Source organism: Paenibacillus sp. N3.4, assembly GCF_008017805.1.
Taxonomy (GTDB): Bacteria; Bacillota; Bacilli; order Paenibacillales; family NBRC-103111; genus Paenibacillus_E.
Map to the genome: position 1 here is coordinate 1 of NZ_VRTT01000067.1, position 15738 is coordinate 15738.

The window sequence follows — 15738 nt, forward strand, 5'->3', positions numbered from 1 at the left end:
TCGCCGACGCTACCGCTCGCTTGCCGAGTATTTAAACAATAATTACAGTATACGAAAGCCCTCAACATGACTGCATGGTGGGGGCTGTTTGACGCTTACTCTTTAAGGGATATTTGTGACGGCTCTTTAGGTATTTCAGTTGCATTTGTATTTACAGATACGAATGATGAAATTGCAAGGGATAATACAACAGACAATGCGACATTTGTTTTTTTCATTTGACAATTCTCCTTTGTTAAATGGATTAATAGTAGTCAATAGACAAAGTTAAAAACATAAACTGTTAACGATAATAACTAGGATTCAACAATATGCCCTAAATTTTCATATCTTCCTCCCTCACAGGCAATTTAATCCTTGCTTTACACTTGTCTACAAGAAAATGTAATTGTAATTTGTAAATTAGGATTGAGCCTAGCCGTCTGTTTGTTCAATCTATTATATTGATTGACAAATATAGGCTTTCTAAGAAATATAACGTAATGAGCTTAATAAACCTGACACCTTTTTCTATTTTTTACAAATATTATTTTGAAAGATTCCAATGATGAATACCCACTGTTTCTGTTACAAATGTTGAACAGGCTGTTTTTCCATATTTTCACGTCTATGAATTAGGTAAATAATGTAATTATTTTGCAAAATTAGACATAATCGTTACATAACAATATAATTACTTGTGAATTCATAATTTGTAAAAATATTGTAATTTATTTACATTCTATAACTTGTAAAAATGAGTTTTTATTGGGAGGAGCTGCAAATTGTCAGACCAGTTATTTGTTCTATTTAGAAGTGATTTCGATAGATTAGATATAGGTATACAACGGAAATTATTTCTATCTTTTCGTGAACTGGTTTATCGCGAATTACTGTTTATTACAAATGATCCTTATTTAGTTGACGATATTATTCAAACCTCTTTTCATAAAGTGATTACCGGAGGGCCTAGAATCAAAAACGATTCCAACATAAAAGCCTGGTTGAAACAAATTGCTCGCAATACGACTTATGATTTTTTAAGAAAAAACAAAAAATATAGACATGATTTTGCTCTTGATTACGTTAATACATATGAAGATGTATCATTTGAGTTATCCGCTTCAGAGGTCCAAATCGATGTGTTTGTTGAAAAATCGGTAAGAGACGAATTACTACATAAATCAATTAACGAACTTAAATTTGAGAATCGGGTAGTTATTTTGCTCTTTTACTTTTTAGGCTTGTCTTACCGCGAAATTCAACAAGAACTTGGAATATCGGAGGATGTGCTGGCTAAACGTCTCGAAAGAGCACGCAAAAAACTAGCGCAAATTTTTAGCAAGAGATGGAGTGAGGAACACGAATGAGAAACAAAACGGAAATTTAAACCCGGATGAAACCTATATAATGTGGTCGAGAGTAATGGTTATTTTCCGATAACGATCCGCATACCCCAAAATGGGTTTAAAATTCTTGTTTGCGAGGGCTGCCATGACATACTTAGAGTGCCCTACCGTTGTAAAGGGCGCTTCTGTACAACTTGTTCCTGTGGGGAAACGAAAGAACGGAGCAGACTATTGTTGGAGGATGTATTTCAAGTCAATCATCGTCATGTGGTGTTTACCATTGATGAAGGACTATGGAGTGTCTTCTTGCTTGCTGCTTGGAAAGGATGATTCGAGATCTCACAGGGAAGCAAGAAAACCAAAAACAAAAAAAAGAAACCACAGTTGTCCATAAGCAACTACCTCCTATCGAAGCAGGTAGTGAAGTATATATGTTTGACCTGTTCGGAAGTGGAAAGCATACCGCTTGATATTGTACAAGATTTTGAACGAATGGATCGGGGGGGGATCCGACTGTACCGCCTCAATTTATGTGTGAAAGCTGTGGAGGAGTTATGTATCCTGAGTATTACAAAGGGATACATGGTTACGAGTATCAGATTTCAGACTGGTTAAAGAACAAAGAAGTGGAAGGTAGTTCAAAGTAGAACAGAAGAGGGATGGATGTGAGGGTGGAAAGGCGCTTTGCGGTGGGCCCGCCTTTGAAGTCGTGTTTATACCGCAAAATAAATTCAAAAAACATGACTTCAACAGCGGTTGGAACCCCACATCCCCCCCTCCCCATGCAACAAAAGTATGGGTTTACACGCAAAAGGACCGTCAGGATGGTTTTCCCTGACGGCTTTTCTTATGCCCCCTATGGCGGGTGGTACGGGGGCAGTACCATATCCCAGTGGCTGCACCAAATTTATTGAATAGATTCCAGTTGTGTAACCTCTTCGTCCTCAAATGATCCAAGCGTGACGCCGACCTTTCGCACGGGTAGGACCGTTCCGATTGCGATGAAATATCTCGTGCATTGATCCGAAAACTTGTCAGTTAAACTTGAATGATGATTGGCAAAATCATGGGTCTTCTTTTGGTTTGGGTGTATAAGAATTTGCCTATAGCTTCTTTGAGGGCTTGCTTGTATATCCCCCATTGGTTTGTTTTCATCTCTTGAAGCTGCGAAAGGGTATGTACCGCTATCCGGTGAACGTCCTCCATTAATCCTTCGGATTCTTTCACATAGACAAACCCGCGGGAGATGATATCGGGTCCTGAGACAATTTTGCCATCTGATCGCCCAAGGGATAGCACGACAATGAGAATACCGTCTTCGGATAAAACTTTGCGATCCCGTAAAACGATGTTACCGACATCTCCTATGCCTAAACCATCGACTAGAGTATTCCCGTTTGGGACCTTTCGTTCTTGACGGGCTTTAGTGTTAATAAAATCCACGACGTCTCCGTTATTTACAATGAAAATGTTATCGGCTTCGACGCCAACAGCTTCTGCTAATAAACGGTGCTGATGAAGCATGCGATATTCACCATGAATAGGGATAAAATACTTCGGTTTCATTAACGTAAGCATGAGCTTTAATTCTTCTTGGCTGGCGTGCCCGGAAACGTGCATGCCAGTTACTGACCCTGACCCGTAGACGACTTTGGCTCTTCGCTCGAATAAGTTGTCTACAATGCGTGCCACGTTGCGTTCGTTCCCGGGAATAGGCGTGGCTGCTAGGATGACTGTGTCACCCGGGGATACTTCGACTTGACGATGGGTACCACTGGCCAAGCGAGCCAATGCAGCCATAGGTTCACCTTGACTTCCTGTACAGAGAATGACCATTTCATGCGGAGCGTGTCGGTTGACATCTTGGGAATCGACCAGCATTCCGGGAGGCAATCTTAAATAACCGAGTGTAGAAGCTATTTCTACAACGTTAACCATGCTTCTCCCCAGGAGGGCAATTTTGCGGTTCAGCTTCTCCGCTGCATCAATAACTTGCTGTAATCTGTGAACGTTAGAGGCAAACGTGGATAGAAATATTTTCCCTGTAGCTTTTGCGAAGGCTTCCTGAATATGATCGCCAACCACTCGTTCTGAAGGCGTAAAACCCTGACGTTCCGCATTGGTACTCTCGGATAGGAGAGCGAGTACGCCGTTCTGACCAATAGCAGCCATTTTATGTATGTCTGCGTACTGTTCGTTTACCGGGGTTAAATCGAACTTGAAGTCTCCTGTATGAACGACAGTACCTTGCGGTGTATGGAAGGCAATACCTAAGCAGTCCGGGATACTATGATTTGTGCTAAAGAAGCTTAGCGGAATGTTTCCTAAAGTGAGTCTGCTAGTCGAATCGATGTTGTGCAAATGTGTGGTGCTAAGCAGACCATGTTCTTTAAGTTTACTTTCGATTAGGCCAAGGGTTAACCGCGTTGCATAAATAGGCATGTTCAGCTGTTTGATAATGTAAGGGATGCCTCCAATATGGTCTTCATGACCGTGGGTGACCACCAAACCCTTCACTTTTTGTTGATTTTCGATTAAATAAGAGATATCGGGGATAATCACGTCAATGCCTAGCAAGCTTTCATCTGGGAACTTGGAACCGCAGTCAACAACGATAATATCGTCGTCATATTGAATAACATACATATTCTTACCGATTTCATGTACCCCGCCGAGGGCGATGATCGAGAGCTTATCTTTTGAACCCATTTGAAGAATTCCTCCATTATCTTTCTGATGGACATCAAAATGCGCCTACGCAATTAAGTTATAGTTTCCTTCGATTTCTCCTTCTTGCTTCTGGCACGCGGCTTTTTAACCGTTTTCACCTCAGCATCAGCCTCAATTGCGATCTTATCCGTATTCTCTGGCTTGGTTGCATCCAAGCTTGCCTGCAGCGCAGCCATCAAATCGATCACACTCGTTTTTTGCAGCTCTGGTGCAGATTGCACCTCTTCTCCGGCAACTTTGCGCTCAATAGCCTCTAACAAACGGCCCCGATATTCATCTTTATATTTCTCAGGTTCAAAGGGGGTAGATAGCTGGTTAATCAACATCTTAGCCATTTCCATCTCCCGCTCATTTACGGTTACTTTTTCAGGTAGATTAGGAACTTGTGAAATCGGTCGAATCTCATCCGGGTAAAAAATGGTCTCCATCGCAAGACAATTGTCAATCACGCGAATAGCAGCTAACGAGCTTTTGGAACGAATAGAGACTTTGGCAATGCCGATTTTGCCGGTTTGACGCATGGAGTCCAGCAGCAAATTATAGGCGCCGGCTCCCGTGTCCCCAGGTCCCAAGTAATATGTCTTTTGAAAATATACCGGATCAATATCGGTCAAATTGACGAAATCGAGAATTTTGATTTCCTTGTTGGTTTCACCGGAGATATTCGCTAATTCTTCCTTTTCAAAAATGACAAATCTTCCAGGCTCATATTCGTATCCGCGGGAGATTTCCTCCCATTCTACTTCCTTATCGCACGTTTGGCATTTGCGGACGTAGGCTAGCGGTGTAATGCAAGTTTTGTGTATGTAGCGCATAGAAATATCCTTATCTTCGGTTGCCGAAAACATTTTCACCGGGACATGAACGAGACCAAAGCTGATGGCTCCTTTCCATACCGTATGCATACGCATTTCCTCCCCATAAAGCTTGATTATACTAGTATTCTCGTATTTGAATGGCTTTATACGGCAGCGAATTCAGAGAATGGTTTGGCAGCCGGGAGGGCAACTTAAGTCAGAAGTTAAACGAAACTTAACAGATTATTTAGGAGGAATTCTCGCATGTCCGCAGATTCGAATGCAGCGAAAGACTTGAATCATGAGGGGAAGGACGATCACTTTATGGACATTGACCGCATGATTAACGAAGGCTTGGGAGGCGGGAATGTCACCATTCAGGGTGGTTTAATCGATGCTTCAACGACAGATACGATGGATCATCAGGAATCTGTCCTGGATGAACCATGAATGTGAATCGCGCACAGGAAATTTTAGCCGCTGACGAGAAAATAGAGGTTGAATTGAACGGTGTTCCGATCTGGATCGACAGCATAGATTCGAATAAGGCCATCGCCAAGATCCATGTGGAAGAGAATCCTTCGGATTCACGTTTAGTAGCCGTTCGGGAATTAGAAGAAGTCACCTAACTGATGTTGAGAAAGAGCCAAGCCTACCCTGACGAATTAGGGCTAGGCTTTTTTTGCGTATAGAGTTGCTGAGCCAACTAGCGAGGACTATAATAGGAGCAGCACGCGCAATCGGAAGAAAGGGATGAGACGACTTGGCTCAATCCACATTTATTTACAATTCCCAACAGGAAGCAGATACAGATCGTTTGGGTAAACTGCTGACAGATTATCTGATGCCCGGTTCTGTCATTACCCTTGATGGTGATCTTGGAGCGGGTAAAACGAGATTTTCGCAAGGCTTTGCCAAAGCGATGGGGATCACAGATACCGTCAATTCCCCTACTTTTACCATTATCAAAGAATACGAGGGAGCTTCGCTGCCTTTCTACCATATGGATATGTACCGCATTTCCCAAGAGGAAGCGGATGAGTTAGGGCTGGAAGATTACTTTTATGGCGCAGGTGTTACACTGATCGAGTGGTCGAGTTTGATCCCCGATTTACTGCCGCAGGATAGACTCTCGGTCACGATTACCCAAACCGCAGAGCAGACCAGAGTATTTCACTTGACTCCTTACGGGGAACCGTATGAGAGCTGGTGTGTACAGATGAAGGAGAACGGACATTTACAATGACAGAACGGATAAAGCCACTTGGACGATGCTTAGCCATCGATACCGCTACTTCTGCAATGACAGTTGCCATACTAGATGATGGAAACATGCTTGGCGAGAGGAGCTCCCATGCGGAACGGAATCACTCGATCGGGCTCCTTCCACACATTCAGGAACTGCTAACAAGCTTAGAACTTAAACCTAAAGACCTTCAATCGGTCGCTGTAGGGCAAGGCCCCGGATCCTATACAGGGGTTCGTATTGCTGTGTCCGTAGCCAAAACATTTGCTTGGTCATTGGGCCTTGATCTCATCGGTGTTTCGAGCTTGGAAGCTATGGCGCTAGGCGGTGCCGTTAGAGACAGGCAGACAAACGAAGACGCAATCGGTTTGACGTGGGTGGTGCCGCTCATGGACGGCAGACGCAGGCAAGCATTCACGGCGGTATACGCCTATGAAGGAAGCTCCCCTCTAACAGCAGGAGGAGAACTTGCCGTTCATTGGCATGAAGTGCTGCCTGACGGCATTCGTGTTATCACATCATGGACAGAGCAATTGCTTGCGCTGATAACGGCAGCTGGCGCGGGACAAGCACCGAAAGAAGTCATATTCGTAGGTGAAACGGAAGGCTTCACGGCGGAATTGACGCAGTTTGCACAGGATGGACAAGTCCCCGTACGTATGCTTCCTTATAGCATAGAGGCCGAATTTATCGGACGTCTGGCCTATCCACGTCTAGCAGACGGCGAAAAGGCAGAGGTGCATACATTTGTGCCTAATTACACACGGCTTCCGGAAGCAGAAGCCAATCTTTTAGCGCTCGCGCAGAAAGGGGAGAAATAAGGATGGAACAGCAGCAGCCTTATGATATCGAAAACTCGATGGTATTTCGTTCCATGCGGATGGAAGACATTCCCTTTATTTGCGAGATCGAGCAAGAAGCGTTTACGACCCCTTGGACCGAAGGGGCTTTTCATAACGAGCTGACGAATAATCAGTTCGCCCATTATATGATTATGGATATTGAAGGCGAAGTGGCCGGATACGGCGGCATGTGGCTCATTATGGAGGAAGCGCATGTTACGAATGTAGCTGTTCGCAGTAACTATAGAGGACGTAAGCTGGGTGAGCGTCTGCTTCGCGAACTGATGCGGACTGCGGTTTTCTTGGGCGCTATTCGCATGACCCTGGAGGTCAGGGCTTCGAATTATGTGGCGCAAAATCTATATGAAAAGCTAGGTTTTCGTTCCGTAGGTGTCCGAAGAGGGTACTATACGGATAATCGTGAGGATGCTGTCGTCATGTGGGTAGATCTGCCCAAAAGAGGAAAGGATGGTCTCGGAGTTTGAGACTTTAACATAGGTGAGTAATTTGACTATACAACAAACAGATTTGAATGAACTAGAGGAAAAAAGGGCCACCAAACCGGTTTATATTATGGCCATCGAAACGAGCTGCGACGAAACCTCGGTAGCTATTGTCGAAAATGGGACCATCATTCGTTCGAATGTGATCTCAAGTCAAATCGAAACCCATCAACGCTATGGCGGCGTTGTGCCGGAGGTCGCTTCGCGCAAGCATGTGGAATCCATTACGTGGATGCTTGAGGAAGCCGTCGTGAAAGCGGGAGTGTCCCTGCAGGAGCTGTCCGCGATTGCCGTTACAGAGGGACCCGGACTGATCGGGGCTCTGCTTGTCGGCGTCGTAGCAGGTAAAGCGCTAGCTTGCGCATTGGACTTGCCGCTTATAGGCGTCCACCATATTGCGGGGCATATTTATGCCAATCAACTCGTGCATGAGCTTGAATATCCGCTTATTTCACTCGTTGTTTCAGGTGGTCATACCGAACTGATCTACATGGAGGGTCCTGGTAAGTTTCGCATCATTGGCAAGACCAGGGATGATGCAGCAGGGGAAGCCTATGATAAAATTGCTCGGGCGATGGGCTTGCCTTACCCGGGCGGTCCGCATGTGGACGGCTTGCGCAGGAAGCCGAGTCCGAAATCACCATGCCGCGAGCTTGGCTTGAAGCGGGCTCTTACGACTTCAGCTTTAGCGGCTTGAAATCGGCCGTGCTGAATGTCGTGAACCAAGCCAAGATGCGCGGAGAGGCTGTCCAAACCGCGCAGATTGCAAAAGGCTTCCAAGCTTCCGTCATTGACGTGCTTGTCGAGAAAGCGGGACGCGCCGTCCGTGAATATGGCGCGAAGCAGCTTCTTCTCGCTGGCGGTGTCGCCGCCAACAAAGGGCTGCGCAGCAGGCTGGCCGAGCGCTGCGAGCAGTTGAATGTGCCGCTGCTCGTGCCGCCGCTGGGCCTCTGTACAGACAACGCGGCGATGATAGGCGCCGCCGCATTCCTGAAGTGGGACAAGCAGGAATTTGATACCATGGAGCTCAAAGCGGAGCCGCAGCTTAAGCTGGAAGAGTGGTAAGAAAATAAATATTCAGATAACTGTATTGACTTTGAAAAAATCGCATATTATAATCACAATCAATACTTTCAAACGCAACGAACGGGATTAGTAAGGAAGAGCAGTTTCGCTCAGAGAGCTGTGCGCTTGGTGAAAGCACAGACGAAACGTCACCTGAACTCGCCCGGGAGCGGTAAGACTGATAAGGATGCCAAGGATCCAGCACCCAAGTAGGTCTTGACGGTTGACCCCCGTGATCAGGTACATGAGTGGTTTCGAGCGTAACAGCTCGGATCAATTAGAGTGGTACCGCGGAAGGTTCAAGCCTGTCGTCTCTTTTATAGAGATGGCAGCTTTTTGGTTGTTCTGAAATGAAATGAACAAAGAAATGAACATATATGAAAACGCGATGAACAAGAGTAGTAAGGGCTCACTTGTACGGTACAGAAAGCTGCGGGTTGATGCGACGCAGACCGTGAATGCCCCGAACTCGCTTGGAAGCGGTCATCCTGAACCGGTGCAAGAAGGCGGTTAGGGATGAACGGATGACCTCCGTGATCGGGTGACACAGGGCGGGATGATCGTCATTGTGTCTGAGGTGGGCTCCGTGACTCGGAGTCAACAAGAGTGGTACCGCGTTGGGTGAAGACCCGTCGTCTCTTATGTGGAGATGACGGGTCTTTTTGTTTTGACAAAAATTAACCATGCCAGCTTAACTTGGCGCTAAATTTGAGGAGGAATTTAACCATGGAAACAATAAACAATCGACGTATTCGCATTTTTGACACGACACTGAGAGACGGTGAGCAGGCTCCAGGTGCTTCGCTTTATCCAGAAGAGAAAATTCGTATCGCCAGACAGCTGGCCAAAATGGGGGTAGACACCATTGAACCAGGATTTCCGATCTCAAGCCCAGGAGATTTTCAGGCCGTTCAACAAATTTCACGTGAGCTTCAAGGGGTAGAGATTTGCGGCTTCGCTCGTGCGGTCAAAGCAGATATTGACTCCGCTGTGAAGGCAACGCAAGATGCGGCTTCGCGCCGGATTCACATGTTCCTTTCCTCTTCGGACATCCATCTGGATTTCCAACTGCGCAAATCCCGCCAACAGGTCGTAGAGATGGCACGCTCGATGGTAGCCTACGCGAAGCAATTCGTGGACTGCATTGAGTTTTCACCTATGGATGCGACACGTACGGGTGATGAGTTTCTGTTTGAAGTGCTGGAGGCTGTCATCGCGGAGGGAGCCACGATCCTTAACATTCCGGATACGGTTGGCTACGCATTGCCCGAAGAGTATGGGGCTATGTTCCGCAGAGTACGTCAAAGTGTAAGAGGCGGGGATACCGTTGAGTACAGCGCACACTGTCATAATGACCTTGGTCTTGCCGTTGCGAATAGCTTGGCTGCCATTGCAGCGGGCGTTACTCATGTCGAGGTGACGGTGAATGGGGTGGGCGAGCGTGCCGGCAACTGTTCACTGGAGGAACTTGTTATGGCGATTGAGACGCGTAAACAAACCATGGGCGTGGAGACGGGCATTGTCAGCAGTGAAATTTTCAACACGTCCAAAATGATCAGTCGAATCATGGGCTTCCCCATTGCTTATAATAAGCCGATTGTTGGCCGTAATGCGTTCCAGCACGAAGCGGGCATTCATCAAGATGGACTGCTGAAAAACCGCAATACCTATGAAATTATGGATCCGGAGAAGCTGGGTATTCCACGGTCGATGATCATCCTTGGGAAGCATTCCGGACGCCATGCACTTAAACATCGAATTGGACAATTCGGTATCGAACTGACTGGCGAAGAGCTGGAAACTCTCTATACAGGCTTCAAAGAGAAAGCGGATGAACAGAAGATGGTCACCGATGACCAACTGCTCGAGCTTGTAGGGTCAACCGTTAACGGACAGATGGAAGCTTTCACACTCACCCATATGCAAGTCGTTTCCAACAGTGATCGGGAGCGGGTTGCTTCCGTTTCCGTGAGAAATAATCAAACAGGGGTGGAGCAAGTCTTCTCGGGAACCGGAGAGGGGCCGATTGAAGCCATTGTACAGAGTCTAAGGCAAGCTATTCCGATGGATGTGGAGTTTTCTGATCTGGAGCTGCATTCACTGTCTACAGGGGAGAAAGCAACCGGGGAAGCCGAAGTCACTCTTTCCATCGAAGGTCAAACCTATAAAAATACAGGTATAGATCAGGATGTCCTTTTTGCTGTAGCAAAAGCTTTCATCTCGGCTTGCAATCAAGCCGCCCGAATGCAGCACAATGCAAACACTCAAAATGAGATAACACCTGCATCCTAAAAAGCTTGCTGCGTTAAATTGCAAGAAAACTTAGATATATACACCACTTGTTTACAAAGTTATACACATGCCCTGTGTACAGTGTGTATAACATAGCGAAACTGGCTGTTATCAATGATTTTTAAAGGTCCATGAAAAGAATAACTTTTTCACAGTTTTTTGGGGATAATGTGGATAAGTATGTGGAAAAATCTATAAAAGCTGAAAGGGGGGCGCATTGCGCCTCTCTTTTTTTGTGGATAAAGATGTGGATAAGTGAATAAGCCCAAAACAGGGCAACTTTAAATTATCGGAAAAATCCGTCAGCGGATAGGTTTCCCAATGGATGAAAATGCTAAAAGCAAAAACTATGGGAGATTTATGATGATAATAAAGAAAATAGTAGGTATTGTGGGTATCTTAACTATTTTATTGGAGTTGTCCACACATATGGGTCATGCAGCAGCCTCAAAAGATCCATTCATCCACAGAGGTACAGTTTCCAAACAAGTTACTGTCATTGCCATACCTGGCCTGTCCTTTCTGGAACTGCAGCCAAACCAGCTCGCCGAGCTTCCTCATGTCAAGATGTTAACGGAGAGCGCAGCGGTAGGAGCGATGAACATTCGCACGACAAAGCGTTCCATGCAGGATGTGTATCTTACATTGAGCGCTGGGGCTCCGGCTGTAGGCAATTCAAGCGTGCAGGCTTTTGGCGCAAGCGAAAATTGGCATGACGCTCCCGTTTCCGCTATCGTCCGACGCTATCATGGGGAAGGATTCCATGCGGATCGTGTTGAACCAAACGCAATCTTTGTTCCTCAGATCGAAATGCTCAAAAAAATAAATGCAGAACCATCGAATGGAGCTGGAGTTGGGAGCTTAGGTGAGGTTTTGAAAGAACATCACGTCAATCGTATTGTGCTTGGGAACAGTGATTTAGGAAAGGGAGCAGCGGAGGAGGAGAAAAGACTGCGTCGATCGGCTGCGCTGATGCTTATAGATGGTGAAGGATATGTGGATCAAGGAGCTCTCGGAGATGAAGTTCTGATTCCGTCTGTGGATAGACCTTACGGTGTCATGACGAATTATGCACAATTGCTGCAATTGTGGGAAAAGATACAGATCAGCAGTCAGATAACTAGTTTCGGGGAGTCTCCCGTCACAGATGGCGACATTTCACGAAGCGAACCAAGCAGCCTAACTTTAATTGAACTGGGCGATCTATACAGACTCTATAAGGATCGCCAGCATTACAGTAAGGAACGCTACCAGCAGCTAAAGAAGCAGGTCTTGCGGGAAATGGATTCGTGGATCGGACAGCTTGCTGCAAGTATGAGCGGGAATCAGAGCCTATGGATGTTTTCTCCTGAAGTTAGCAGCACAGCAGCTAATAAAAAAGCGTATCTCTCTCCGATTCTTCACTATACAACTAACGGCAGAGAAGGAATGCTGTTCTCCGAATCAACGCGTAGACTAGGCGTTATAACGGCACAGGATTTTACCAGTACGCTACTCCATGAATTTAACATCCCGGTTCCGCCTCGGTTGGTAGGAATCCCTATTGCCTCTCAGGATAAAGAGCATGCTTTTGCATCGCTTCTTCAAGACCAAACGAGTATGCAGGCGATCTATAGGATTCGGCCGCGCTTGTTATATTCTTTTGTTACTTTTGAAATGATGGTGCTTCTTGGCAGCTTATTTTTCGTGGTGTGGATGAGAAGGGGAGAGGCAGTTGATCGTTATCTCGAAATGCGACCTCCGTTATTCTTCGCTTGGGGCAGAAGTATCCGTATCCTGCTGTTATCACTGCTGGCTGCACCATCTACTATGCTTGTGATGGGAGGTTGGGTGCTCCCACTAACTACAAGTGTAGGTATTGAAGCAGCAATAGGGCTATTGTGCGCCATTTTCGTTGTGCTCACGTTTCTTCTTGCGATTGTTTTGGACAAATGGTGCTTATCCAAAGCTATGATGTGGCTAGGGTGTGGAACCGCTTGGATGATAGCTCTAGATGGCAGCACAGGGGCTCATATGATGAAATATTCCGTGCTTGGCTACGATCCCATGATAGGTGCCCGTTTCTATGGCATCGGAAATGAATATATGGGCGTGTTGATTGGCGCCCTTGTGTTAGGCGTAACGGCGGCTTTGCAGCGCCGTCATGGAGAATGGCAGCCCGCGATGTCCGGCGGGCTGGAGGACGCGTCTCCGCGAGGCTCGCTTGCGGAGATGGAGATGGCCGCGGCGATTGCGCCAGCCGCGAGAGCCTCGCGCACCGCTGCGCTCGTCACGTGCGCGGCGTTCTTGCTCGTGACGGCGTGCCTGGCGGCGCCGTCACTGGGCGCGAACGCCGGCGGCGCGCTCAGCGCTGCAGTCGCCTTCGGCGTAGCCGGCGTGCGCTGCTTCGCCGGCGGCCGCTGGCGCGAGCTGCGCCTAAGCAGGGGCATTGCCCTGCTGGCGGCGCTGCTCGCGCTGGGGCTTGGAGCGCTGTGGCTGCTCAACAGCGCCGATTCTCCCGCGGCGGCGGCGCGGGAGAGCCACGTTGGGCGTGCGTTCCACGCCCTGCGCGAAGGGCAATTCGATCAGATCGGGCAGATGATCGAGCGCAAGCTACGGATGAATGTACACCTCATCCGTGCCTCTGCCTGGAGCAAAGTGCTGCTCACAAGCCTCTTTGTCATGGCTGTGCTTGTGCTGCGTCCTCGCGGCCGACTCCGCTTATGGCAGCACAAATACCCGTACTGGATGTACGGGTTCTCGGCTAATATGATCGGAGCCATAGCGGCTTTGCTCTTGAATGATTCCGGAATTGTAGCCGCAGCGACCATGATTATATTCGTTGCTGTCCCCATGCTGCTCCTGCGCTTGCAGGAGTTGGAGACTTGATTCATTAGACACTTTTACAGCAAGGTTTCCCATTCCTCGTAACAGCCAGCCAGCTCGCTTTTTTTGGTATCGACTGAAGCGGTTTTCTCCTGCACTAGAACGTAGTTGTTGTAGACAGATGGATCAGCCAGCTCATCTTCCAAGGCGGATACTTCATCTTCCAAGCGAGCGATATCGAGTTCAAGCTGCTCCAGCTTGCGCTGGCGGCTGCGCTCTTCCCGTTTAGCTATCTTATCCGCTTCGTACCCGCCAGCCTGTGCGTTAGCTCCGGGGCTGGCGTTTTTGCTTGTAGATCCAGTATGGCTCACAGCCGACTTCTTTTCCGCATCTTTCGCTAGGCGCTTAGCTTCCATTTCGGCAAGCTCCGCTTTTTTCTCCACAAAATCGTCGTAGTTACCTAGATAGCTTGTTAGTCCGTCAGCTTGCAAGTCTAACATGCTCTCCGCCATTTTGTTGAGAAAATAACGGTCATGGGAAATGAACAGCAGTGTGCCCTCATAATCCATCAGTGCGGATTCCAAAACCTCTTTGCTATATAAGTCCAGATGGTTGGTAGGCTCATCGAGAATAAGGACATTGGCCTTTTGCAGCATAAGCTTGGCTAGAGCAACGCGTGCTTTTTCGCCACCGCTGAGGGCCGCCACTTTTTTGAACACGTCTTCGCCGCTAAAGAGAAAGCTGCCCAGCACGGTCCGAATACGAGCCTCCTCAAGGTGCGGATACGTACTCCACACTTCCTCCAGTACGCTGTTGGCTGGATTCAGACCAGTTTGTTCCTGATCATAGTACCCAATGGTTACGCCCGCGCCCCACTTGTAAGTACCTTCATCTTGTTTATGCTGTCCGATCAGGGTTTTTAATAACGTTGATTTGCCAACCCCGTTAGGACCAATCAATGCAGCGGTTTCTGAGCGCCTTAACTGAAAGGAGAGACCCTCAAAAAGTCGCTTCTTTCCACTATAAGAAAGCGCCAATCGATCAACCTGAAGGACTTCTTTACCGGAGGTCTTCTCAATTTCAAAAGAAAATGAAGCCCGTTTCAAATCCCCCATCGGCTTATCGAGGCGTTCCATTTTATCCAATTGCTTACGTCGGCTCTGGGCTCTCTTCGTTGTGGAAGCACGAACGATATTGCGCTGCACGAAATCCTCCAGCTTGGAGATCTCTTCCTGCTGCTTCTCAAATTGCTTCATTTCAATGTCATAATTAGCTTCTTTAATTTCGATGAAACGGGAGTAGTTGCCCGTATATCGTTTAGACGCGTTGCGTTCGATTTCATAGATGGAAGTGACTAACGCATCGAGGAAGAAGCGATCATGCGAAACAACCAGAATCGCACCGGGATAGCCTCGCAAATAGCCCTCCAGCCACGTTAGCGTCGGGATGTCCAAATGGTTCGTCGGCTCATCGAGCATAAGCAGATCAGGTTCTTCGAGCAGCATTTTGGCCAGCGCCAGTCTCGTTTTTTGACCGCCGCTAAGCGTTTGAACCGGTGTATCCGGTGAGAACTGACCGAAACCCATCCCATGAAGGATACCACGGATCTTGGCCTCTATTTCGTACCCGCCCTGTTCGCGGAAAGATTCTGAACGCAGCGCATAGCGGTTCATCGTGGACTCATATTTTTTCTCGTCTAACGCAAGTGTCGGGTCTGCCATTTGTGCTTCCAAATCACGCAGCTCACGCTCTGTCTCCAGAAGAGCGCTGAATACGCTGAGCAGCTCATTCCAGATCGATTTTTCCGTGTGCAGCCCGCTGTTTTGCTTTAAATAACCGATCTTTGTTTCCTTTGCCTTGAACAGATCTCCACTATCATAGGACATTTCGCCGGCAATGATTTGCAGCAAAGTCGATTTCCCGGCGCCATTCACCCCAACCAACCCGATGCGTTCTTTATTTTCAATTTGAAGCGTTATATTGGAAAGTATGGCGCGTACACCATAACTCTTTGAAATGTTCGAAACTTGCAATAGCATCTGATAGTGCCTCCTGACTACGATATAGAAAAACGTGTTCCAGTCCACCCTGAAGGTGAGTTCAATAAATCCCATCAATTCACTAGTATAC

Annotated in this window: 12 protein-coding genes, 2 pseudogenes and 2 other annotated features; of the genes and pseudogenes, 10 read left to right on the forward strand and 4 right to left on the reverse strand. The window is 47.3% G+C overall.

Annotation, left to right across the window (positions count from 1 at the left end; all coding sequences use genetic code 11):
• Nucleotides 1-95 precede the first annotated feature (95 nt).
• Nucleotides 96-218 (reverse strand): hypothetical protein, encoded by a 123-nt coding sequence (locus FU659_RS37685; RefSeq protein WP_261808065.1) that lies wholly within the window; start codon nucleotides 216-218, stop codon nucleotides 96-98.
• 546 nt (nucleotides 219-764) lie between these two features.
• On the opposite strand from FU659_RS37685, the gene FU659_RS26320 reads away from it, so the two are divergent.
• Together FU659_RS26320 and FU659_RS26325 are read left to right on the forward strand one after the other, a co-directional pair.
• On the forward strand, nucleotides 765-1349 hold the full coding sequence (locus FU659_RS26320) for an RNA polymerase sigma factor (protein WP_187274411.1): 585 nt from the start codon (nucleotides 765-767) through the stop codon (nucleotides 1347-1349).
• Between the two features lie 84 nt (nucleotides 1350-1433).
• Nucleotides 1434-1640, forward strand: a pseudogene (locus FU659_RS26325) (transposase zinc-binding domain-containing protein); the annotation flags it as partial.
• A gap of 726 nt (nucleotides 1641-2366) precedes the next feature.
• On the opposite strand, the gene FU659_RS26335 reads toward FU659_RS26325, so the two are convergent.
• Both FU659_RS26335 and ku read right to left on the reverse strand, forming a co-directional pair.
• Entirely contained in the window at nucleotides 2367-4037 is a 1671-nt protein-coding gene (locus FU659_RS26335) for a ribonuclease J (RefSeq protein ID WP_147950296.1), read from the reverse strand.
• Between the two features lie 53 nt (nucleotides 4038-4090).
• Entirely contained in the window at nucleotides 4091-4963 is an 873-nt protein-coding gene (gene ku, locus FU659_RS26340; RefSeq protein WP_147950297.1) for a non-homologous end joining protein Ku, read from the reverse strand.
• A gap of 156 nt (nucleotides 4964-5119) precedes the next feature.
• Here ku and FU659_RS26345 point away from each other — a divergent pair, with 156 nt between their 5' ends.
• The 8 genes and pseudogenes from FU659_RS26345 (at nucleotide 5120) to FU659_RS26380 (ending at nucleotide 13671) form a co-directional block, all read left to right on the forward strand.
• A complete protein-coding gene (locus FU659_RS26345) occupies nucleotides 5120-5305 on the forward strand; it encodes a hypothetical protein (protein ID WP_147950298.1) in 186 nt (61 codons plus the stop codon).
• Nucleotides 5302-5484 carry an H-type small acid-soluble spore protein gene (locus FU659_RS26350; protein ID WP_147950299.1) on the forward strand — a complete coding sequence of 61 codons (183 nt, stop codon included), beginning with the start codon at nucleotides 5302-5304 and terminating at the stop codon, nucleotides 5482-5484. Before FU659_RS26345 ends, FU659_RS26350 begins: the two co-directional genes overlap by 4 nt.
• Nucleotides 5485-5618: 134 nt before the next feature.
• The gene (gene tsaE / locus FU659_RS26355) at nucleotides 5619-6101 is read left to right on the forward strand and encodes a tRNA (adenosine(37)-N6)-threonylcarbamoyltransferase complex ATPase subunit type 1 TsaE (RefSeq protein WP_147950300.1); all 483 of its coding nucleotides are present in this window, start codon (nucleotides 5619-5621) and stop codon (nucleotides 6099-6101) included.
• Nucleotides 6098-6922, forward strand: coding sequence for a tRNA (adenosine(37)-N6)-threonylcarbamoyltransferase complex dimerization subunit type 1 TsaB (gene tsaB, locus FU659_RS26360; protein ID WP_147950301.1), 825 nt, complete (start codon nucleotides 6098-6100; stop codon nucleotides 6920-6922). Before tsaE ends, tsaB begins: the two co-directional genes overlap by 4 nt.
• Nucleotides 6923-6924: 2 nt before the next feature.
• The gene (gene rimI, locus FU659_RS26365; RefSeq protein WP_147950302.1) at nucleotides 6925-7428 is read left to right on the forward strand and encodes a ribosomal protein S18-alanine N-acetyltransferase; all 504 of its coding nucleotides are present in this window, start codon (nucleotides 6925-6927) and stop codon (nucleotides 7426-7428) included.
• Nucleotides 7429-7516: 88 nt separating this feature from the next.
• Nucleotides 7517-8511, forward strand: a pseudogene (tsaD, locus tag FU659_RS26370) (tRNA (adenosine(37)-N6)-threonylcarbamoyltransferase complex transferase subunit TsaD).
• 68 nt (nucleotides 8512-8579) lie between these two features.
• Nucleotides 8580-8830: a binding site (T-box leader), on the forward strand.
• A gap of 60 nt (nucleotides 8831-8890) precedes the next feature.
• Nucleotides 8891-9154, forward strand: a binding site (T-box leader).
• An 83-nt stretch (nucleotides 9155-9237) separates the two neighbouring features.
• Nucleotides 9238-10803: a 2-isopropylmalate synthase gene (locus tag FU659_RS26375; protein ID WP_147950303.1), complete on the forward strand. Its 1566-nt coding sequence runs from the start codon at nucleotides 9238-9240 to the stop codon at nucleotides 10801-10803.
• Nucleotides 10804-11124: 321 nt separating this feature from the next.
• Nucleotides 11125-13671 (forward strand): hypothetical protein, encoded by a 2547-nt coding sequence (locus FU659_RS26380; protein WP_222708648.1) that lies wholly within the window; start codon nucleotides 11125-11127, stop codon nucleotides 13669-13671.
• Nucleotides 13672-13685: 14 nt separating this feature from the next.
• On the opposite strand, the gene FU659_RS26385 is transcribed toward FU659_RS26380, so the two are convergent.
• The gene (locus tag FU659_RS26385) at nucleotides 13686-15647 is read right to left on the reverse strand and encodes an ABC transporter ATP-binding protein (protein ID WP_147950305.1); all 1962 of its coding nucleotides are present in this window, start codon (nucleotides 15645-15647) and stop codon (nucleotides 13686-13688) included.
• Nucleotides 15648-15738: the final 91 nt, after the last annotated feature.

Bases quoted from the DNA above. Each gene is read 5' to 3' on its own strand.
- FU659_RS26335 (WP_147950296.1), bottom strand. From the start codon at position 4,037: ATGGGTTCAAAAGATAAGCTCTCGATCATCGCCCTCGGCGGGGTACAT.
- FU659_RS26350 (WP_147950299.1), top strand. From the start codon at position 5,302: ATGAATGTGAATCGCGCACAGGAAATTTTAGCCGCTGACGAGAAAATA.
- FU659_RS26345 (WP_147950298.1), top strand. From the start codon at position 5,120: ATGTCCGCAGATTCGAATGCAGCGAAAGACTTGAATCATGAGGGGAAG.
- ku (WP_147950297.1), bottom strand. From the start codon at position 4,963: ATGCATACGGTATGGAAAGGAGCCATCAGCTTTGGTCTCGTTCATGTC.
- rimI (WP_147950302.1), top strand. From the start codon at position 6,925: ATGGAACAGCAGCAGCCTTATGATATCGAAAACTCGATGGTATTTCGT.
- FU659_RS26385 (WP_147950305.1), bottom strand. From the start codon at position 15,647: ATGCTATTGCAAGTTTCGAACATTTCAAAGAGTTATGGTGTACGCGCC.
- FU659_RS26375 (WP_147950303.1), top strand. From the start codon at position 9,238: ATGGAAACAATAAACAATCGACGTATTCGCATTTTTGACACGACACTG.
- FU659_RS37685 (WP_261808065.1), bottom strand. From the start codon at position 218: ATGAAAAAAACAAATGTCGCATTGTCTGTTGTATTATCCCTTGCAATT.
- tsaB (WP_147950301.1), top strand. From the start codon at position 6,098: ATGACAGAACGGATAAAGCCACTTGGACGATGCTTAGCCATCGATACC.
- FU659_RS26380 (WP_222708648.1), top strand. From the start codon at position 11,125: ATGGATGAAAATGCTAAAAGCAAAAACTATGGGAGATTTATGATGATA.